Source organism: Photobacterium sp. CCB-ST2H9, assembly GCF_023151555.2.
Taxonomy (GTDB): Bacteria; Pseudomonadota; Gammaproteobacteria; order Enterobacterales; family Vibrionaceae; genus Photobacterium.
This window is the reverse complement of sequence record NZ_CP100426.1, coordinates 950187-969300: the sequence shown is the minus strand read 5'-3', so window position 1 is coordinate 969300 and position 19114 is coordinate 950187. Positions and strand designations below refer to the sequence as shown.

Sequence of the window (19114 nt, the reverse complement as noted above, 5' to 3'; positions counted from 1 at the left end):
CAATATACGTGCCAATGTTCAACCAAGCTGGCGAAGCCAGGTTTGATACGGCTTTGAAGCGAATTCATGTGCGAACACTCAGTGCTTTCCAGAGAAAATCATTCGTCATAAAAACGAACAGGTGGCGAATTTAGCCACCTGTTTTATCAATTTCAATCGTGCTTTTGAGATCGGCAGCAACTGCTACATCAGCGAATTCACGGTGAAAGAGACATTGCGGATCACGCCATGATCCGTCGCCAGTTGCCAGTCCGGATCGGTCATGAATCGCAACGCCGCAAAGCCAAGGCCATCGGCATCCTGTAAGGTCCAGGTCATGGTTTTGTCACTGCCGGTGAAACTGATCTCCAGTTGTCCGTTGGCCTGAATGACCCAGCTGAATGCTTTGCTGACCGGCTGGTCCGCACCCGGCGTGACATAGGTACCGGTGCCAGAGAGCAATCCGTCACCGTTGGCTGCCGGTACGCCGGAGAACTCAAGGCTGTGACCATTGTCCGTCAGGAGTTTCGTATTGGTCAGCAGCGCCGCAGTGAACTGCAACGGCGTTGCAGCCCATGGGGTTCCGCAGCTGGTCAGTGCCTGATCGTACTCTGTCCGGGTTGCACCACTGTCCGTCGGGCTTTGTGTACTGTCATTCCAGCCGGTGTTGAAGTCATCACAATGTGACAATATGCCGCCGGGTAATGCACTCCGGACCAGTGAACCCGAACTGATGGCGCCCTGTTCAGCCGTAATGCCGCCGGGTGTGCCGTTTTTCACCCAGAGGGTATCCTGAGTAAACACCTTCCAGTTGGTTTCATGGTTAGCCTCGTCTTCTCCCAGTGCGGCAAAGGTTTGAATCCAGCTGGTTGAATTTGCAACATCGCTGCCGACGATCACCAGTTGATTGTTTTCCACTTCCCACTGATAAGTCTGATAGTCTCCGTTTTTCTGACGGTAACCAAAGCCCTGATTTTCACCGTCGGTGGTCAGGAAGGTGTAACGGGTGGACAGATCGTCATCAGATTGTCCCCACAGGAAGGACTGGCTGGCCAGAAGGTCGGCAGTAAACGTAATATCCCCGCCAGTCGTACCTTGTTTGCAGGTTTCGATCGCTGCAGTAAATTGTTCTTTGGTTGCTGCTGTGGTGGGCGCATCTCCAGAGAACGAAGAGTCATCGGTGGTGCAGGGGGGCAGGCCCGCACTGGCAGCCGGAACAGGATCGTTTGACTGCCGGTAATCCAGACTCCGCATCTGCGAGATTGCCTGCGTATCGATGAGGCCATTGCCCTGACTGGCATATTCAGAATAAACGACGAAGGCATTGGTTTCGCTGTGCTTATTGAGCAGCGCCCAGACTTCCGCATCACCGTTGCTGTGGAAAATCTTCACCATACCGGGCGCGAAGCCGTTGCGGTCATTACTGGTGGTGATCAGCCAGTTGAAGCTTCCGGTGGCCAGACCATTCCGGTAGCGAACGCCAGTGCCGTCATTTGAAAATTCAAAGGCTTCACTGCCGCCTGTACCGGTCACATGGCTGCGACGCAGTGTTGTTAGCGCCTGCACGTCGGCAATCCCGAGGGGCAGATAACCCCCGCATTGCAGGATGACGTTATGTACTGAGCTGGCATCCATATCAAATGTGCTGGAGATGATGGCATCAAACTGACAGTTTGATTTTGCCGCGTCCATCGGATCTTCGTCGTAACTGTCACTGACGCCATCGTTATCATTGTCCGGATCCGCATTATCACCGGTCCCGTCGCCGTCCGTATCGACGGTTTCACTGCCGTCAGTCGGGAACTGGTCATCTTTGTCGCTGACGCCATCCCCATCGGTATCCGCATTGAACGGATCGGTTTTAAGAACAGCCTCTTCGGCATCGGTCAGGCCATCATTGTCATCATCGGGGTCGGCGTTATCTCCGATGCCGTCATAGTCGTAGTCTGCATTTTCAGTGGCGTCATCCGGGAAAGGGTCTGCCGCATCAATCACGCCATCGCCATCGGTGTCGGTGCTCAGCGCGACATCATCAACAATCACAGGCTGACTGTCACTGTCCAAAATAATCCGGCCATGAGCATCTCTGACCAGATGGTGATGGGTATCTAACTGTTTCAGGGCATCGCGTAAGCGACGAAACTCCGCCAGCGGTGCGGTCACATCGGCACCGCTGGTCAGTTCCTGTTCCGGCAGGATCCCCAGCATGACGATGGCCCGGGCTTTTACGGCGACATCCGCCAGGCCGCCGGCAATGTAATCGCCCATGACCTGAGCCGTGCCAATTCCGAGAGACTGCGCCACGGCTGCAATTGCGGTTGATTCCCCAAGTCCTTCAAACATATAGAGATGAACGATACTGGTCAGCGGGGTGACCGTGGTATAACCCACCGGAGCAGACATCAGAAAGCCAGTGGCGACGGGACTATCCGGTTGATCCCTGTCAACGGTTTGTCCCGGAATCGCAAGGACAAAGGAAGCATACTGGGAAGGTTTGTCCAGGCCATTGAGGAAAATGGAAGCCTGACCTGAAGCATTGGTCATGCCTTTGCGATCCCCGCCTTCGAAGCGGAAGTTCTCCCCGATATCCACCCACGCCTGGGCATTTTCGAGATAGCCGTCAATGGCGGTAACAGAATAGGTAGAAATAGTTTTTACTGGCGTGGCAGGTGCTTTGGCTTCTCCGCCACAACCCGCCAGCAGGCTGATCCCGATCAGCCCGCATGCGCACTCCCATGATTTGTTCATCATGTTCAGCCCCTAAAATCAGTCACACCACATACCGTGGTCAATGAAGTTGCAGGGCTGCAACATCACAGCCCGGCTTTTTTATCATGCTCTGAGTGTTAGCTTAGTGTTGTCCAGCTTGACCATCATTCAGGCCGGAGAAAATGGTTGTCACGCAACTGAGAATTGACACGTTTAGGAAGCGTTCATTGTCAACATTCTGGTATAAGCTTATGAAAGTCATCATAAATCACAGGGAGTGTTCTGCTCATGACGACAAGTTTTTTTGCTTCGGTGCTGGCGCTGTGGCTCTGCTGGCTGTCGATCCAGGTCATCAAGGCTCGCCGGCGTCATCAAATTGGTTACGGCGACGGAGAAGGGAAAGCAAAAGATCTGCAACTGGCCTGTTCGGCGCAGTCAAATGCGGTGAATTATATTCCAATTGCGTTGATCTTACTTTTTCTGCTGGAAGAAAACGGCGGTGCAAACTGGCTGATTGTCCTTGCCGGGCTGGTGTTTACCTCAGGGCGGGTGATCCATGGCCGGGGGATTCTGGCTGACAGCCTGAAAGGCCGGGTACTGGGGATGCAATTGACGCTCTGGCCGATTATCGCGCTGGCGGTGCTGAATTTGTTGTACCTCATTTTTGGCTGAAAGAAATGTCAGCGGCAGCCTTTCGGCTGCCGTTGCATTTGTGCTCAGGCGAAGTACAGCACTCCCAGAGATGCCAGTCGGCTGGCTCCGGTCACTTCGGGTAAATTGCTCGGCAGGTTGTGAATACGTCGCTGAGCCAGCCAGGCAAACGCCATGGCCTCCATGTAATCACTGTCGATGCCATGTTCACCGGTAGTGGAAACCTGCCAGTCGCCCAGCAATGCCGCTAAACGTGTCATCAGGAGCGGGTTCCGGGCTCCGCCGCCGCAGACCAGCAGGGTCGGCTGCGGGCCGGACTGAAATGACAGAACATCCCGGGCAATGGTAACTGCGGTGAATTCACACAGGGTGCGCTGCACATCTTCTGGTTTGAGTGTCTGGCCTGCCAGGTGTTGGGTCAGCCAGGGCAGGTTAAACAGTTCCCGGCCGGTGCTCTTCGGGGCTGAACGGGCAAAATATGGATCTTGAAGCAAGGCATGCAGCAGTGTCTGGCAGACCTCGCCCTGACTGGCGAACTGGCCGTCGTGATCAAATTTGTGGCCGGTATGTTGCTGACACCAGGCATCCATCAGCATGTTGCCGGGACCGGTATCAAACCCGAGCACCGGCTGATCCGGGTGGAGCACGGAAATGTTGGCGATGCCGCCGATGTTCAGAATCACGACACTGGAGTCGGAAGACTGGAAGATGGTTTTGTGAAACGCGGGCACCAGCGGGGCACCTTGTCCGCCGAGCGCCATATCTTTGCGGCGGAAGTCGGCCACGGTATCGATCCCGGTTTTGGTGGCGATAATATTGGCATCTCCCAGCTGCATGGTGAAGGGAGCATCGCCGCAAGGCTGGTGGAATACCGTCTGACCATGGTTGCCAATCGCCCGGATCTGTCCGGCGGAATAGCCGGATTTCTTCAGCAGGGCATTGACCGCATCAGCAAACAGGTGCCCGAGCAGATGGTCCAGCGCACCGATTTCAATCAGACTGGTTTGCTGGCCGATACATACATCCAGCAACCGCTGTTTGAGGTCTGCGGGCATCGGAAAGTCATAATGGGCTAATAATTCAAGGTGTTGCTCGTCAATCGCAACCAGCGCCGTATCCACACCATCCATACTGGTGCCGGACATCACGCCTATGTATAACTCCCGGTATAACTCCCGGCTCATGATTTTGCTCCTGCCGTTAAGACCAATTTCAGGCAACGACGTTATCACGATTTTGTGCCGGATGGCGTGCTGTATTTGCCCGAGCGTGAAATTCATCTGGGTCGGCGGGTGGAAAATCAAACGAAAGTTGAGAACTGCTGCCATCATGGCTAGGCTTGCAGTTAAGTGCCGGAAAATTATCAATAAAAGCGTTGGGTTGCGTGTGTAAATCTGCCGCTTCAGGGTTGTTCCGGTCTGGCTTATGGATGATCAGGTAGTGTTATGTCCGATTTTTGGCAAAAAAATCTGTCTGCGGCGAAATCCTTCAGGCAGGAATTACATCGTCATCCCGAACTGGGGTGGCAGGAACATCAGACGGCCGCAGCGATCCGGGACCGGCTGACGGCGCTGGGCATTGACTGGCGCCTTTGTGCGAAAACCGGCACGGTTGCGCATTTTCCGTCGCTTCACCCGGATGGCTGCCATCTTGCGCTGCGGGGCGACATTGATGCGCTGCCGATTGAAGAAGACAGCGGCCGAAGCTGGGCTTCCCGGCATCAGGGCTGTATGCATGCCTGTGGTCATGACGGTCACACCGCGGCTCTGATGGCGACTGCGGCCTGGCTGAAAGCGCATGAAGATCAACTGAAAGGGCCGGTCACTTTGCTGTTTCAGCCCGCAGAGGAAGGCGGGCATGGTGCCCGGGAAATGATTGCCGATGGCGCGCTGGACGGTGTTGATGAAGTTTATGGCTGGCATAACTGGCCAGCCATCCCGTTCGGAAAAATGATTTGTCCGGATCACCTGGTGATGTGCGGCAACGGGACTTTTTCGGTGACGGTGAAAGGCAAGGGGGGGCATGCCAGCCAGCCGGAGCTCTGTGCTGATCCTGTGCTGGCAGCTTCAGCGATAACACTGAATCTGCAGCAGATCATCAGTCGTCGTCTGCCCCCGCAGCATGCTGCTGTGGTGAGTGTCACGTCAATCGAAGCTGCCAGTGGGCTGACCGTGATTCCGCAGCAGGCCGTGCTGAGTGGCAGTATCCGCGTGCCGGATGACGACACGAAAGCCCGGATCAATCAGCTGATTGAAGAAATCTGCCATCATACTGCTCTGAGTTACGGCGTGACCTGTGAAGTGGCAATCCAGCCGCGCTACAGTGCGACTATCAATCATGCGAAACAGGCTGAAAAAGCCCGCCGAGCCTGGCTGGCGGATGCAGAACAGCAGCTTGATCACGCAATTTCCCTGCCGGTGATGGCGTCGGAAGATTTCAGTTACTACCTGCAACAGCTGCCGGGTGCATTCGCCCTGATCGGTGCGGATGACGGCGAAAGGACGCATCAGTATCCCTGTCATAGTCCGCACTACGATTTTAATGATCGGTTACTCGAAAAAGTGGTTCGATGGTACGCCCGGCTTGCGGGGGCGCCATTACCGGACTACACAGAGTAAGAGAGGTAAAAAAAGTTCAAGGGCTGTTGAACGCTGGCTGAGTAATTGGCGGAGCGCAACAGCCCTCTTCACATCAGAGATTTCACTCCAGATAATCTGACCGCACAAGGAGATGTACGATGAGCATTTTTGAACAGCGCGAATCCGAAATCCGGGCATACTGCCGGGTCTACCCTGTCGTGTTTGACACGGCCAGCAATGCCAGGCAGACAGATGAAAACGGCAAAGAATATATCGACTTTTTCGCCGGGGCTGGCGTGCTGAACTTTGGTCATAATAATGAACGGATGAAACAGGCGGTCATTGAATATTTGCAGCGTAACGGCGTGACCCACAGCCTGGACATGCATACCCTCGCCAAGCGTCATTTCATGGAACGATTTTCCCGGATCATTCTTGAACCGCGCCAGATGTCACACAAGATGCAGTTTATGGGCCCTACCGGCACCAATGCGGTTGAAGCGGCCCTGAAGCTGGCCCGGCGTGCCACGGGACGGCATGACATTGTGGCTTTTCATCATGGTTTCCATGGCATGACGCTCGGTTCACTGGCATGTACTGCCAATCAGTATTTCAGGGAGGCGGCCGGTATTCCGCTGACACATGTCTCGCATACCGCATTCGGGGCGGAAGGGGCAACGGCCGATACCGCCATGCAGGCATTAAAACTGCTGGAAGAAAGTTACCGGGACGGGTCAAGCGGGGTAACAGCACCGGCTGCCTTTCTGGTTGAGACGGTGCAGGCAGAAGGCGGGGTGAATATTGCCGACAAAACCTGGCTTCGGGCTTTGGCGTCACTGGCGAAGTCGGTCGGTGCGCTGCTGATTGTGGATGATATTCAGGCGGGGATGGGGCGGACCGGTTCCTTCTTCAGCTTTGATGATTACGGCATCGAACCGGATATCATCTGTCTGGCGAAAGGCTTAGGCGGACTGGGTACGCCGATTGCGATGAATCTGGTGAAACCTGATTATGACCGTCACTGGTCACCGGGTGAACACACCGGGACTTTCCGTGGCCAGTGTCTGTCTTTCGTGGCCGGCAGTGAAGCCCTGAGCTATTTCGAAGACAGTCACCTGATGGCGGAAGTGAAAGAGAAAGAAGCCATCATGCAGTCTGCACTCGGATCGCTGGGGGCTTATGAAACCATTGAGATCCGCGGCAAAGGCATGTTGTACGGTGTGGATGTCGGGAACGGCGAAAGAGCAAAAACCATTGTCAGCCGCTGTTTTGACGGCGGACTGCTGGTCTCCGCCTGCGGCAGCGGGGGCCGGGTGATTAAGCTGATCCCGCCGTTGACGACACCAGAGGCTGATCTCAAGGCCGGGCTGGCGATTCTGGTGGCTGTGACACAAGACGTTCTGCAGGAGGCGGCATGAAAAAACGCGATGATATGACGTTCCCTTTTGAAGAATATGAACGTCGCCTGAGTGAGCTTCGTCTGCGGATTGCGCAGCGCCATCTGGATGCGGTGGTGATTACCGATCCGGAAAACATCATGTACCTCACAGATTACCAGACCACCGGATATTCTTTTTTTCAGGCACTGGTGGTGCCGCTGGAAGATGAGCCTTTCATGATCACCCGGGCGATGGAAGAGTCGAATGTGTTCGCCCGGACCTGGATCGAGCGCACCCGGCCCTATCCGGATACCGGGGATGCCATTCAGATGCTGGTGGATGCGCTGCGTGAATTCGGGCTGTCGCGAAAACGCATTGGCTATGAACGGAACAGCTATTTTTTCCCGGCGTACCACCAGGATACGATTCATACCACCCTGACCGAAGCCAAATTGCTGGACTGCTTCGGCATTGTTGAGCAGGGGCGGATTTGTAAATCACCAGTCGAAATTGAGCTGATGCGCAAAGCAGCCGTTGCCACTCAAGCCGGGATGAAAGCCGGGATTGAGGCCTGCCGGTCTGGCGTGACGGAGAATGAAATTGGTGCGGCCATCAGTGCGGCAATGTTCAAAGCCGGCGGGGAAGCACCGGCTGTGATGCCTTATGTGACTTCCGGTCCGCGAACCATGATTGGTCATGCGACCTGGGAGGGCAGGGTGGTCAAACCCGGTGAGCATGTCTTTCTCGAAGTTGCCGGTTGCTATCGCCGCTATCACACCGCCATGATGCGCACGGTCGTTCTGGGAGAGCTGACGGATTCGATGTTCAAGGCTCAGGAGCTGATGAAGCAGGCGCTGCATTCGCTGAATGATTACATCCAGCCCGGTATGACCGTCTCGGATGCGGATAATCTGATCCGGAATATCATTTCCCAGAATGACGTGGGTGCCCGGCTGATCACCCGGTCCGGTTATTCAATCGGGATTGCTTTCCCACCCAGCTGGGATGAGGGCTACATTGTCAGCCTGAAGCAGGGGGTGTCTACGGTGCTGGAAGAAGGCATGACTTTTCATATTATTCCCTGGATGTGGGGCGTGGATGGCGATAAAACTTGCGGGATCTCGGACAGCATTTACATCACGGCCGATGGGTGCGAGTCCTTTTTCAGTTTGCCCAAAGATTTCACGGTACGGCCGGATCAGGGCAAAGCTTCAGAGCTGGAAGGGCCGTCGGCAACTGTATCTGCAGAGAAAGCCACGTCGATCGACAAAGCCCGCAAAGGCAAACACCAGCAGGCGAACGGATAGCATGAGGAGAGGCGCACCATGTTACTGAAAGCAATCAATCCGGCCAATGGCACGCTGATTGAAGAATATCCCACACTGAATGCTGATGAGATGGCGCAGTGTATCTCCGCGGCCACTTTGGCACAGGCGGACTGGCGGCGTTTATCTTTTGATGAACGGGCTGAAGTGCTTCGGCGGGTTGCCGGTCAGCTCAGAGAACATCAGGCCCGGCTTGGTGCTTTGATGACTCAGGAAATGGGAAAACCGGTGAAAGAAGCCGGGCCGGAAGTGGAAAAGGCTGCCTGGTGTGCGGAGCATTATGCGGAACATGCGGAAGCCTATCTGGCGGATCAGAATATCAAGACGGAAGCGTCACACAGTTATGTGTGCTACCAGCCATTGGGCACTGTGCTCGGCATTTTGCCGTGGAACGCACCTGTGTGGCTGGCGTTCCGGTTTCTGGCTCCGGCACTGATGGCAGGCAATACCTGTGTGATGAAGCATGATCCGCACGTACCGGGCTGTGCCCGGGCGATTGCAGAGATGTTTTCGCTGGCAGGAGCGCCGGACAATATCATGATCAACCTCCCGGTTGAGAATGATTTGGTCGGGCAGGCGATCGCTCACCCCGATATTGCAGCGGTTTCCTTTACCGGTTCCGATCGCTCCGGCGCCACAGTTGCTTCACTGGCTGCGAGTCTGATTAAACCGGCTGTGCTGGAACTGGGGGGATCGGATCCTTGCGTGGTGCTTGCAGATGCAGATCTGGAAACCGCCGCAGATATTGCCACCCTTTCTCGGATCATCAATGCGGGCCAGTCCTGCATTGCAGCGAAGCGGATTATCGTTGAAGCGCCGGTGTATGAAATCTTCATTCAGTTAGTGGAAAGGCGGCTGACTCTGCTCAGAGTGGGTGACCCGGTTTCCCCCGAGACGGATGTTGGGCCACTAGCACGGGAAGATTTGCGCCAGAATCTGCACCGGCAGGTGGAAGAAAGCGTTGCTGCCGGAGCGCGTTGTCTGATGGGCGGGCAGCCGGATACCGGTATGGGTTATTTTTATCCTGTGACTCTGCTGGCAGATGTGACGCCTGAGATGACCGTGTTTCGGGAAGAAACATTTGGCCCTGTGATGGCGCTGATCAAAGCCAATGATGCGGATCATGCATTGCTTCTGGCCAATGATACGGCATACGGACTCGGGGCCAGCGTGTGGACGACGAATCCGGCTCAGGCCCAGCGGTTTATCCGGGAACTGCACGCCGGTCAGGTGGCGGTGAACGGGATTGTTAAAACCGATCCCCGCCTGCCCAGCGGCGGTATCAAACGTTCAGGCTATGGTCGTGAACTTGGTCCGCATGGCATTCACGAGTTTGTGAATGCCAAACAGGTGTGGGTGAAGTGAAGGAAGGGCGTGTGGCTGAAGCGGTTAAACCGCTTCAGCTTCTTCAACTTGCTGTTGCAGATAACGCGATGAGCAGATGTACAGGTAACCAGCAATGACCAGTACAAAAGCGGTCGACAGGAACAGTGCCGGGCCGCCATACCAGGACAGGATGATGCCCCCAGCCAGAGGAGACAGACTGACACCAATGGAGGTCAGGTTACCGGCCCCAAAATAGGCCCCCCGCAGATGATCCGGAGCGGCACGGTCGATCAGCAGATTGAAGGTCGGAAACAGAATCACTTCCCCGACGCCCAGTACAAAGGTTGCCGCCAGCCAGCTCCAGTCCGGTGAATCTAACGGGAACATGGCATACATGACAAATGCGACAGCAAACAGCGACACTCCCAGATAAACCCGCTGATATAACGACCAGCGGCTCAGGAGTTTCAGCACGGGAAATTGCAGCAGGACAATGACGCTGGCATTGACCGTGATCATCTGCGTGTACAGGTCAACCACCCGATCCCCCAGCGCGTTCAGATACTGAACCAGTGAGGTTTCCTGATGCAGGTAGGCATACATCACCAGGGTGTTGGCCAGAATCAGGATCATGAACGCTTTATCTTTTGCCAGAACCTGCAGGGTTTCACCGAAGTTCTGACTGTTCTTGGGCGGCTGCGGTGTATTGCGGATTTGCCAGAAGGCAATGATAAAGCAGCCGCAGTAGATCAGATATCCCAGCGCGACCAGATAAAACGAAGACTGCACGCCGGTAAAGCCGAGCTGTAAACCGAGCAGTGGTCCAAAGGCCGCACCCAGGTTAATACAGTAATAACGGACCTGATGGGCCATCTCCCGCACAGGAATCTCTGGCAGTAAATCTGAAATCATGGCCCGGGCCGGGGGTTCGAGCATAGCCCTGCTGATCCCGGCCATGAGTGCTCCGGCAGCATACAGCCAGCTTTGATCGGCCTCAGCCAGAATGACAAAGGTCGCGACGTGCGCCAGGCAGCTGATGATCAGCAGGTTTTTCCTGCCGAGCTTATCTGACAGGTAACCCACATAGAGTGCGACTACGGCGCCCCCAAAAGCGGCCAGACTCATAATGGTGCCGATTTCAATTTCAGAGAGCCCGAAATTGCGGTGCAGCATGACAGCCATATAGGGCCAGACCATGAAAAAAGAAGCGCGGGTCAGGAATGTGCCGATCAGAACAGCCCAGATCGGTGCAGAGAAACGACGTACGTGAGACAACTCCATGTCTTTCATTTTCCATTGAACTTTCCGGATATGCAGTCTGTCACAGAGACAGAATATTGTCTGCAACTATTTTTATCAGTAAGCACAATCTTCGCTTGTTCGATTTATTCGAATTACTTACTCAAATCCGGGCTGTGTTGTTTGGCTGTCACAGCAACTACACTTGCTCTCAATCGAGTCAAACAGCAAAGCTACTGAACTTTACGGTGCTTTCAAAATCTTTGAACTTGTATCCGACTTTTATCTGAATATTTTGAGGAAATTTATCATGTCTTTGATCAAACGCCTGCTGACTTCTGCTGACAGTTTTGCTCCTCTGGCGCTGCGTGTGCCAGCCGGAATTATCTTCATGGCCCATGGTGCCCAGAAACTTTTCGGAGCTTTTGGTGGCTATGGTCTGGAAGGCACGGGGCAGTGGATGGCATCTATCGGTCTGGAACCTGGCATGCTGATGGCATTCATGGCCGGCAGTGCAGAATTTTTCGGTGGTCTGTTCATCCTGCTGGGTCTGCTGACTCGCCCTGCGGCAGCGGTGCTGGCTGTCACCATGGTTGTTGCAATTGTCAGTGTTCACTTACCAAATGGCCTGTTTATGTCAAACGGTGGTTATGAGTTCGGCCTGTCTCTACTGGCGATTGTTGTGTCTCTGGCAGTCTCAGGTGCAGGCAAACTGTCTGCAGACAGCCTGCTGGCAAAACGCTTTCAGTAAGTACGCGCTGTAAAGAAAACCTGTTATCAGGCTTCATGAATGAGGAGTGACATCATGCTGGAAATCAGACGTGCTGCAGACCGCGGAAGAGCATCTTTCGGCTGGCTCGACAGCCGCCATACGTTCTCTTTTGGTCATTATTACGATCCGAAGCAGATGGGGTTCTCAGCACTTCGGGTCATTAACGATGATACCGTGCGTCCGGGGGCAGGGTTTGATACCCACGGTCATCAGGACATGGAAATCATCAGTTATGTGCTGGAAGGCGAAATCGCCCACAAAGACAGTGCAGGCAATATCAAACGCCTGCCTGCCGGTGAATTTCAGCTGATGTCAGCCGGTAAAGGGATCTATCACAGCGAGTTTAATGCGTCTCACGAAGCGGACCTGAAATTTCTGCAAATCTGGATTCAGCCGAACCAGTTTGGCGGTGAGCCGGGTTATCAGCAGAAAGATTTTGGGCAGCAGGATGGATTAACCCCTGTGATTACGCCTGAGGGCGAAAATGGCACGCTGTCGATTAAACAGGATGCCCGCCTCAGTCAGCTGATTCTGCCGGCAGGGGAGTCCCTGACGTTAACACAGCAGGCCGGGCGACGATTCTACATTCATCAGGTCAAAGGAACGTTGACTGCGGGCACTGAAACACTTCAGCCCGGAGACGGCCTGAAAGCGGAACAGTTACCTGAGTTGATTGTATCCAATTCCGGTGAAGTTCCGGCAACAGCATTGGTGTTTGATTTGCCATAAACGTTGCTCAGAGGTTTTCCCCTCAGCCAAGATTGCTTACACTTGACCTCAGTCCGGCCACATCATGTGGCCGGTTTGATGAGAACCTGAGGAGAACAAATGACAACAGCGAAAATAGGGATTGTAACCGTCAGTGATCGTGCAAGTGCTGGCGTGTACGAAGATATTTCCGGTCAGGCCATCATTGATACACTGAACGACTATCTGACGTCACCCTGGGAACCTGTTTACGAAGTGATCCCTGATGAGCGTGATGTGATTGAATCCACGCTGATCCGTATGGCTGATGAAGAAGAATGCTGTCTGATTGTGACCACAGGGGGTACCGGTCCGGCGAAACGCGACGTGACCCCGGAAGCGACGGAAGCGGTCTGTGACCGGATGATGCCGGGCTTTGGTGAACTGATGCGTGCTGAATCACTGAAGTTTGTGCCGACGGCGATTCTGTCCCGCCAGACGGCCGGGCTGCGCGACGATACCCTGATTGTAAACCTGCCGGGTAAGCCGAAATCCATTCGTGAATGTCTGGATGCTGTGTTCCCTGCGATTCCTTACTGCATCGATCTGATGGAAGGCCCATATCTGGAAAACGACGAGTCTGTGATTCACGTTTTCCGGCCAAAACAGAAATAATCCCTGACTGCATTCCCTGCTGTCTGCACATCTCAGCAGGGAAAATCTCCCCAACACCGCCCTCTCGCAATCTACACTTTAAACAATTACCTATGTGTCGCGCGAAGAGGTCAATGCATGGAAAGCTTCATCCGAACCCTGCCGAAAGTTGAATTACATGTCCATATCGAAGGGACATTAGAGCCTGAGCTGATGTTTCAGCTGGCACAACGGAATCATATTGCGTTGCCGTACGACAGTGTGGCGGCTGCAAGAAAGGCTTATCAGTTTACCGACCTGCAATCGTTCCTGGATGTGTATTATCTCGGGGCGCAGGTGCTGCAGACTGAAGAGGACTTTTACGATCTGACCTGGGCTTATCTGCTGCGTTGTCAGCAGGATCATGTCATGCATACCGAGATCTTTTTTGATCCGCAAACGCACACCGAACGCGGGGTGGCTTTTCAGACGGTGATGGCGGGGATCACCCGGGCATTGGCCGACGGGGAACAGAAACTGGATATCTCGAGCCGGCTCATTCTGTGTTTTTTACGCCATCTCAGTGAGGAGGCGGCATTTGAGACGCTGGCGCAGGCCATGTCCTATCAGGAATACATCATTGGGGTCGGTCTGGACTCTTCAGAACAGGGACATCCGCCGGAAAAATTTCGCCGGGTGTTTGAACAGGCATTTAATGCCGGATTTCTGACCGTCGCCCATGCTGGAGAAGAAGGGCCTGCAAGTCATATTCGCGATGCGATATCCATGTTGCGGGTCTCCCGGATTGACCATGGGGTGCAATGCAGTCAGGACCCAGATCTGGTACAGGCGCTGGCCGAGAGTCAGATGCCGCTGACGGTGTGCCCGCTGTCGAATATTAAACTCCGGGTGTTTGAACGAATGGCGGATCACAACATTGTGGATTTGCTGCGGCAGGGATTGTGCGTCACGATTAATTCGGACGATCCGGCTTATTTTGGCGGGTACATGACGGATAATTTCCTGGCGGTTGCCCATGCTTTTGCGGTGACGAAAGAGGAAATGGCTGCCTTTAGTGCCAATGCGATCCGGGCGAGTTTTTTGCCGGAAGAAGAGAAAGAAAAATTACAGCAGCGGCTGGCGCATTATCTGCAGGTTCAGCTGCATCCTGTTCTGTAAAAAAGCTCTGAAAAGCGGGCAAAAAAAACGCCTGTCAAATAAATGACAGGCGGGGGAAATAAATATACTCGAGCTACCAGAGGTGAGGGGTTAAAGGCTGAAAGCCAGTCCGCAGCAACACCTGTGGTGAGAGTATATAAAGGAACAACATACTTGGTTAAAGCGTAGGCGGTATTATAGGGATGATTAAAAAACACGCAACGATCTATTTTGTAAATTATGTATAGCTAATTGTTAAATTAATAAAATATCAAAAACTTATCCAAGGATAAAAATTTCAGATTATTCCCTGAAAGGGAAAAAATTGATTTTAATAACCTGATTTCAAATCAATTATTCTTTCTGTTTTCACTTTTTTGTCTTTTGTAACTGTCGTTTTGTCCGGGGAAAAGATTTATTTATCCGGTTTTTCTTCGTAACACCTGCTGAAGCCAGCGATAAATTGCTTTTAACTTGCCCGGTACAGACGGCCTGACCTGATTTTGTTCAGACGGAAGCTGAGATGCAGATTGTCCGTGATAATAAGCCTGCATGAACTGGCGTCGTACCTGTTCGGCACGGCTGTGGCTCAGCCCGGTCTTTTCTTCAGGGAACAGCAACGCCGCGGTAGATTCTGCATGCTCAGCCACATAACTGAAGTCCATGTTTTGATTGCCGAGAACCAGCATCCATAACCGGGTGACCAGGATGCAGTCGGTCTGGTACTGATTGGTAAAACGTCCGGCATGATCGGCGCCAAGCGTCTGAACAAAAAGCGTTTGCATGGCTTCGCTTTTGTCTTCGGTCAGCTGAAGTTGTTCTAATGCTGCAAGGTGGGTTTTTGTCATGAGTCCGAGCAGCAGATCGGCATCGTTTTTGTCTGGTCGCATCGACTGAATACGGGCAAATTCTGCATCAAGATGCGCCAGAAGCGTTTTCAGACTATGGGTTTCGGCTTGATGACAGAACAGGGTATGGACGCCCATTTCAGTCAGATAATGGCTGAGGGAAGACAAAGGAACTCCGGGATACTGGGGAATAACCGTCAGTATACGGGAAATGCTGCGGTTTGCTAAAGTTTGCTAAACGGATGATAATTTTGACAAATAAGGAGAGCGGCGTATGACAGCATTTTATGATTTTTCGGCCAATACACTGCAGGGTGAATCGCAGCCGATGCGTGCCTTTGAGGGGAAAGTGGTGCTGGTGGTTAACACGGCCAGTCAATGTGGCTTTACGCCGCAATATCAGGGGTTACAGGCCCTGTACGAGAAGTACAGAGAGCAGGGGCTTGTGATTCTTGGCTTTCCCTGTAACCAGTTTGGTCAGCAGGAGCCGGGAAGCGGTGATGAAATCAGTGAATTCTGCGAACTCAATTACGGCGTTGGTTTCCCGATGTTTGAAAAAATTGAGGTGAATGGCCCGCAACGTCATCCGATGTATGCTTATCTGACCGAAACGCTACCGGGTCTGTTCGGGAAAAAGATCAAATGGAATTTCACGAAGTTCTTGATTGGGCGAGACGGAAAACCGATCAAACGTTATGCTCCGATCACTAAACCTGATGCGCTGGAGTCGGATATTCAGGCGGCGCTGAAAGGATAAGCGGGGGACGATGGGTGACCGGACGCAATGTGGTTGTTGGTCCGGTCACTGGTGAAACGAACTGGTTTGATTAACTGGAGCTTCCCGGAGGCATCTGATGGCAAGCGCTGGCTTTGTTCAGTGCAGGCTGCATTGCTTCAATGGAGAGGCGGACCCGCTTGGCACCTTCAGTGAGAACTGCCGGGCCGGACTGAGTCAGCGAATGAAGCGGTTGCGAGTTATGCTGGTTACACTGTATTGCTGAGACAGTATGAAAGACCCCCAAGGCATACCCCAGGCAGAGTGATTCATTGTGATAGGTCTGGAGGCAGTCATCCATAAATGCTTTCTGGGGATCATTTGCCATTGCTTGTGGCGTCACTGCCAGTGCAGACAGTGCTGAGAGAATCAGTGGGATGGTTTTGATTGTTTTTTTCATACACACTTCCTTCCATGTAAGCCATATCTAATCTTTAGCAAAGTGCTGAAAATAAAGCGTGATTGGGCTCTCAGCCTGTACTGATGAATGAGAATGCAGCAATGAAATGTGTGTGACCGCGCATTTTGGACGTCGTGTTTAAGGCTGATACAGCTTTTCGTAACTTTTCTGATGCGTCGCAAACGTGTACTGACTGACATGATCAACCACACTGATTTTGTGGTCTGCATGCTGCTTCTCACTGAATTCCAGTAAATGAGAAATCGCAGTGTGGCGTCTTGATTCCGGTTTCTGCTGTGCCAGATACTGGCTGAGAAAAGTCATTTGTACCGAGCTGTCGTTGAACTCCCCCAGAGATTCCTGCAAAGCCTTCAGTTGCTTGATTTGTTCTTTGATCACTTTCCCGGGAAAAAGCGGCGCGAAATACTCCAGCAGATAACGCAGCTTTTTGCATGAGATTCTGAGCTGATGCAATTGTTCGTCCGGATGGTTGTACCCGACAGCCTGACATAACGACAGGGTTTGACTGAATCGCTTCCAGATCCGCTTTTGTGCTGTCGGCAGGCACAGTCTTTTCCCGGCAGGCGTCGGGTTGTTTTCCATCTCATTGATCAGCCCGGCGATTTGCGCACATTGCTGCTCGTATTCGTCAGATTTCAGCCAGTCTTTGACGTCATGAAACGCCTGGGTGCGTTTATCCAGCAGATCATTGAAAAAGAGCGTCAGCCCCTGATGATACTGATGCTCCAACGCGTAAAAAAAGGGCTCCATGTTGTCCAGATAAACATCCAGATCCCGCAAAGCATTGGTTTTCTGCATCAGGGTTTTAAGATCATTTTGCAGCATGAGTTTTTGTTCAGGGACAAACAGCGGGCTTAACAGACCAATGATGGCGCGGCAGCGTCTCAAAGCCACACGGTACTGATGCAGAAACTCTGTGTCGTCATCCCGGATCAGCCCGGTTTCATGACGACGGGCGTGGTGAAACTCACCTTTTAAGAAATGATATGTCGGCAGATAAATGGCGCTTTCTTTTTTGAGTTTGACCTGGCTTTTTTTCCGTTCAGGTAAGCGAAGTTTGTCCCTTTTATTCATGTTCATAACGATCTTCTCCCCGGGGACCGCTGACCTTTTCCTTCGGTGTTGATGTGTTGAAATGAGATCGGTTCACGGCACAGTCACGTTTCAGGGAAAACCCCGGTTACCCACTGCAATCATGACCGTGAAAGATCATCAGCTTTATAACCATAGCTAAGCCAGTCTTCCGGCGCATACGCATATGTAAAGCTTTCTACACTATTTTTCAATTTTATGACATGGCTTGATTTCATGATGTTTCAGGTTTTTACGGCCTTTTCAAATACTGCTCTGCGAGGGGAAGCCGGACGCGGTTTTGGGTTGGCAAGCAGGGTTTACAAAAGGTTTTTACATCACGTTAACCTTAGTTTTACATCTGGCTTCTCAACCGGACCTCAGTAGTGCTAATTCTATAGGTAAGAAATCGCTGAACAGGTCAACAGACCCTAGCAATCAACATGTGAGGATAAACGGATGAGTGAAATGATGAAAAATCCTATGGGCACGGACGGCTTTGAGTTTGTTGAATATACGGCGCCGACCCCTGAGGGGATTGCCAACCTCAAAAACCTGTTCCGTCTGATGGGTTTTGCAGAAATTGCAAAGCACAAACATAAATCAGTCTGGCTGTACCGTCAGGGTGACATCAACTTCATTGTGAATGGTGAGCTGCATTCTCAGGCTGCAGGCTTTGCCGGCGTGCACGGTGCCAGCGTGAATGCGATGGCATTTCGTGTGAAAGATTCCAACGCAGCACTTGCTCATGCAGTTGAAAACGGCGCAACAGCCTGTCCTGCACAGGCCGGTCCGATGGAGCTGAACATTCCGGCTATTTACGGAATTGGTGAGTCGCTGATTTATCTGGTCGACCGCTATGGTGATCACGATATCTATGAGATCGATTTTGATTACTATCCGGACTACAAAGAGCGTCTGGCAACGCTGGATGCGGGCCTGAATACCCTGGATCACCTGACGCACAATGTGAAGCAAGGCAACATGGATCTGTGGGCGGGTTTCTATGAGCGCATTGCGAACTTCCGTGAAATTCGTCACTTTGACATCAAAGGGAAAGTCACTGGCCTGCTGTCCCGTGCGATGACAGCGCCGTGCGGTAAGATTCGGATTCCGATTAATGAATCAAGCGACGACAAATCACAGATCGCAGAGTATCTGGATCAATACAACGGTGAAGGTATCCAGCATATCGCCCTGAGCACGGACAACATTCTGGAGACGGTTGCACAGCTGAAGAAACACGGCATGCAGTTTATGGATACGCCTGACACCTATTATGAAGGCGTCAACAAGCGTATTCCGGGTCATCAGGAAGATCTGGCGAAGCTGAAAGATCTGAAGATTCTGATCGATGGTGACGAAACCGGTATTCTGCTGCAAATCTTTACGGACACTGTGATTGGTCCTGTGTTCTTTGAGATTATCCAGCGTAAAGGGAATGAAGGCTTTGGTGAAGGGAACTTCCAGGCACTGTTTGAATCGATTGAACTGGATCAGATCCGCCGTGGTGTGATTCAGGTGCCGGACAACGCTTAATTCAATTTGCCATGAAACGAAAA

Annotated in this window: 17 protein-coding genes; 11 read left to right on the top strand and 6 right to left on the bottom strand. The window is 52.6% G+C overall.

Annotated features, from left to right (window positions below):
* Positions 1 to 183: 183 nt before the first annotated feature.
* Positions 184 to 2730, bottom strand: a complete 2547-nt coding sequence (locus L4174_RS21030; RefSeq protein ID WP_248141922.1) for a hypothetical protein — start codon at positions 2728 to 2730, stop codon at positions 184 to 186.
* A 246-nt stretch (positions 2731 to 2976) separates the two neighbouring features.
* Here L4174_RS21030 and L4174_RS21025 point away from each other — a divergent pair, with 246 nt between their 5' ends.
* Positions 2977 to 3360 (top strand): MAPEG family protein, encoded by a 384-nt coding sequence (locus tag L4174_RS21025; protein ID WP_248141924.1) that lies wholly within the window; start codon positions 2977 to 2979, stop codon positions 3358 to 3360.
* Between the two features lie 44 nt (positions 3361 to 3404).
* Here L4174_RS21025 and L4174_RS21020 read toward each other — a convergent pair whose 3' ends face one another.
* Positions 3405 to 4523 (bottom strand): anhydro-N-acetylmuramic acid kinase, encoded by a 1119-nt coding sequence (locus tag L4174_RS21020; RefSeq protein WP_248141926.1) that lies wholly within the window; start codon positions 4521 to 4523, stop codon positions 3405 to 3407.
* Positions 4524 to 4784: 261 nt separating this feature from the next.
* On the opposite strand from L4174_RS21020, the gene doeB2 reads away from it, so the two are divergent.
* From doeB2 to L4174_RS21000, 4 genes are all read left to right on the top strand, one after another.
* Positions 4785 to 5957 carry a N(2)-acetyl-L-2,4-diaminobutanoate deacetylase DoeB2 gene (gene doeB2, locus L4174_RS21015; protein WP_248141928.1) on the top strand — a complete coding sequence of 391 codons (1173 nt, stop codon included), beginning with the start codon at positions 4785 to 4787 and terminating at the stop codon, positions 5955 to 5957.
* A 119-nt stretch (positions 5958 to 6076) separates the two neighbouring features.
* Positions 6077 to 7336, top strand: a complete 1260-nt coding sequence (locus tag L4174_RS21010) for an aspartate aminotransferase family protein (RefSeq protein WP_248141929.1) — start codon at positions 6077 to 6079, stop codon at positions 7334 to 7336.
* Positions 7333 to 8604, top strand: a complete 1272-nt coding sequence (gene doeA, locus L4174_RS21005; RefSeq protein ID WP_248141930.1) for an ectoine hydrolase — start codon at positions 7333 to 7335, stop codon at positions 8602 to 8604. Before L4174_RS21010 ends, doeA begins: the two co-directional genes overlap by 4 nt.
* 18 nt (positions 8605 to 8622) lie before the next feature.
* A complete protein-coding gene (locus L4174_RS21000) occupies positions 8623 to 9987 on the top strand; it encodes an NAD-dependent succinate-semialdehyde dehydrogenase (RefSeq protein WP_248141932.1) in 1365 nt (454 codons plus the stop codon).
* A gap of 24 nt (positions 9988 to 10011) precedes the next feature.
* Here the strand turns inward: L4174_RS21000 and L4174_RS20995 are convergent, their stop codons facing one another.
* Positions 10012 to 11229 (bottom strand): MFS transporter, encoded by a 1218-nt coding sequence (locus tag L4174_RS20995; RefSeq protein ID WP_248141933.1) that lies wholly within the window; start codon positions 11227 to 11229, stop codon positions 10012 to 10014.
* Between the two features lie 268 nt (positions 11230 to 11497).
* Here L4174_RS20995 and L4174_RS20990 point away from each other — a divergent pair, with 268 nt between their 5' ends.
* The 4 genes from L4174_RS20990 (at position 11498) to L4174_RS20975 (ending at position 14458) form a co-directional block, all read left to right on the top strand.
* Positions 11498 to 11938: a DoxX family protein gene (locus L4174_RS20990; protein WP_371929417.1), complete on the top strand. Its 441-nt coding sequence runs from the start codon at positions 11498 to 11500 to the stop codon at positions 11936 to 11938.
* Positions 11939 to 11992: 54 nt separating this feature from the next.
* On the top strand, positions 11993 to 12688 hold the full coding sequence (locus tag L4174_RS20985) for a pirin family protein (RefSeq protein ID WP_248141934.1): 696 nt from the start codon (positions 11993 to 11995) through the stop codon (positions 12686 to 12688).
* 99 nt (positions 12689 to 12787) lie between these two features.
* Positions 12788 to 13321: a molybdopterin adenylyltransferase gene (gene mog, locus L4174_RS20980; RefSeq protein ID WP_248141936.1), complete on the top strand. Its 534-nt coding sequence runs from the start codon at positions 12788 to 12790 to the stop codon at positions 13319 to 13321.
* Positions 13322 to 13438: 117 nt separating this feature from the next.
* Positions 13439 to 14458: an adenosine deaminase gene (locus tag L4174_RS20975; protein ID WP_248141937.1), complete on the top strand. Its 1020-nt coding sequence runs from the start codon at positions 13439 to 13441 to the stop codon at positions 14456 to 14458.
* 398 nt (positions 14459 to 14856) lie between these two features.
* Here the strand turns inward: L4174_RS20975 and L4174_RS20970 are convergent, their stop codons facing one another.
* A complete protein-coding gene (locus tag L4174_RS20970; protein WP_248141938.1) occupies positions 14857 to 15453 on the bottom strand; it encodes a hypothetical protein in 597 nt (198 codons plus the stop codon).
* A 106-nt stretch (positions 15454 to 15559) separates the two neighbouring features.
* On the opposite strand from L4174_RS20970, the gene L4174_RS20965 reads away from it, so the two are divergent.
* Complete coding sequence (locus L4174_RS20965) at positions 15560 to 16042, top strand: glutathione peroxidase (protein WP_248141939.1); 483 nt, start codon at positions 15560 to 15562, stop codon at positions 16040 to 16042.
* A gap of 70 nt (positions 16043 to 16112) precedes the next feature.
* Here L4174_RS20965 and L4174_RS20960 read toward each other — a convergent pair whose 3' ends face one another.
* Entirely contained in the window at positions 16113 to 16460 is a 348-nt protein-coding gene (locus tag L4174_RS20960) for a hypothetical protein (protein WP_248141941.1), read from the bottom strand.
* Between the two features lie 138 nt (positions 16461 to 16598).
* A complete protein-coding gene (locus L4174_RS20955; protein ID WP_248141942.1) occupies positions 16599 to 17561 on the bottom strand; it encodes a CHAD domain-containing protein in 963 nt (320 codons plus the stop codon).
* Between the two features lie 459 nt (positions 17562 to 18020).
* Here L4174_RS20955 and hppD point away from each other — a divergent pair, with 459 nt between their 5' ends.
* The gene (hppD, locus tag L4174_RS20950; RefSeq protein ID WP_371929416.1) at positions 18021 to 19091 is read left to right on the top strand and encodes a 4-hydroxyphenylpyruvate dioxygenase; all 1071 of its coding nucleotides are present in this window, start codon (positions 18021 to 18023) and stop codon (positions 19089 to 19091) included.
* Positions 19092 to 19114: the final 23 nt, after the last annotated feature.

Excerpts from the sequence above, each read along its gene's own strand:
- L4174_RS21030 (WP_248141922.1), bottom strand. The coding sequence starts at position 2,730 with ATGATGAACAAATCATGGGAGTGCGCATGCGGGCTGATCGGGATCAGC.
- L4174_RS21025 (WP_248141924.1), top strand. The coding sequence starts at position 2,977 with ATGACGACAAGTTTTTTTGCTTCGGTGCTGGCGCTGTGGCTCTGCTGG.
- L4174_RS21020 (WP_248141926.1), bottom strand. The coding sequence starts at position 4,523 with ATGAGCCGGGAGTTATACCGGGAGTTATACATAGGCGTGATGTCCGGC.
- doeB2 (WP_248141928.1), top strand. The coding sequence starts at position 4,785 with ATGTCCGATTTTTGGCAAAAAAATCTGTCTGCGGCGAAATCCTTCAGG.
- L4174_RS21010 (WP_248141929.1), top strand. The coding sequence starts at position 6,077 with ATGAGCATTTTTGAACAGCGCGAATCCGAAATCCGGGCATACTGCCGG.
- doeA (WP_248141930.1), top strand. The coding sequence starts at position 7,333 with ATGAAAAAACGCGATGATATGACGTTCCCTTTTGAAGAATATGAACGT.
- L4174_RS21000 (WP_248141932.1), top strand. The coding sequence starts at position 8,623 with ATGTTACTGAAAGCAATCAATCCGGCCAATGGCACGCTGATTGAAGAA.
- L4174_RS20995 (WP_248141933.1), bottom strand. The coding sequence starts at position 11,229 with ATGGAGTTGTCTCACGTACGTCGTTTCTCTGCACCGATCTGGGCTGTT.
- L4174_RS20990 (WP_371929417.1), top strand. The coding sequence starts at position 11,498 with ATGTCTTTGATCAAACGCCTGCTGACTTCTGCTGACAGTTTTGCTCCT.
- L4174_RS20985 (WP_248141934.1), top strand. The coding sequence starts at position 11,993 with ATGCTGGAAATCAGACGTGCTGCAGACCGCGGAAGAGCATCTTTCGGC.
- mog (WP_248141936.1), top strand. The coding sequence starts at position 12,788 with ATGACAACAGCGAAAATAGGGATTGTAACCGTCAGTGATCGTGCAAGT.
- L4174_RS20975 (WP_248141937.1), top strand. The coding sequence starts at position 13,439 with ATGGAAAGCTTCATCCGAACCCTGCCGAAAGTTGAATTACATGTCCAT.
- L4174_RS20965 (WP_248141939.1), top strand. The coding sequence starts at position 15,560 with ATGACAGCATTTTATGATTTTTCGGCCAATACACTGCAGGGTGAATCG.
- L4174_RS20960 (WP_248141941.1), bottom strand. The coding sequence starts at position 16,460 with ATGAAAAAAACAATCAAAACCATCCCACTGATTCTCTCAGCACTGTCT.
- L4174_RS20955 (WP_248141942.1), bottom strand. The coding sequence starts at position 17,561 with ATGAACATGAATAAAAGGGACAAACTTCGCTTACCTGAACGGAAAAAA.
- hppD (WP_371929416.1), top strand. The coding sequence starts at position 18,021 with ATGATGAAAAATCCTATGGGCACGGACGGCTTTGAGTTTGTTGAATAT.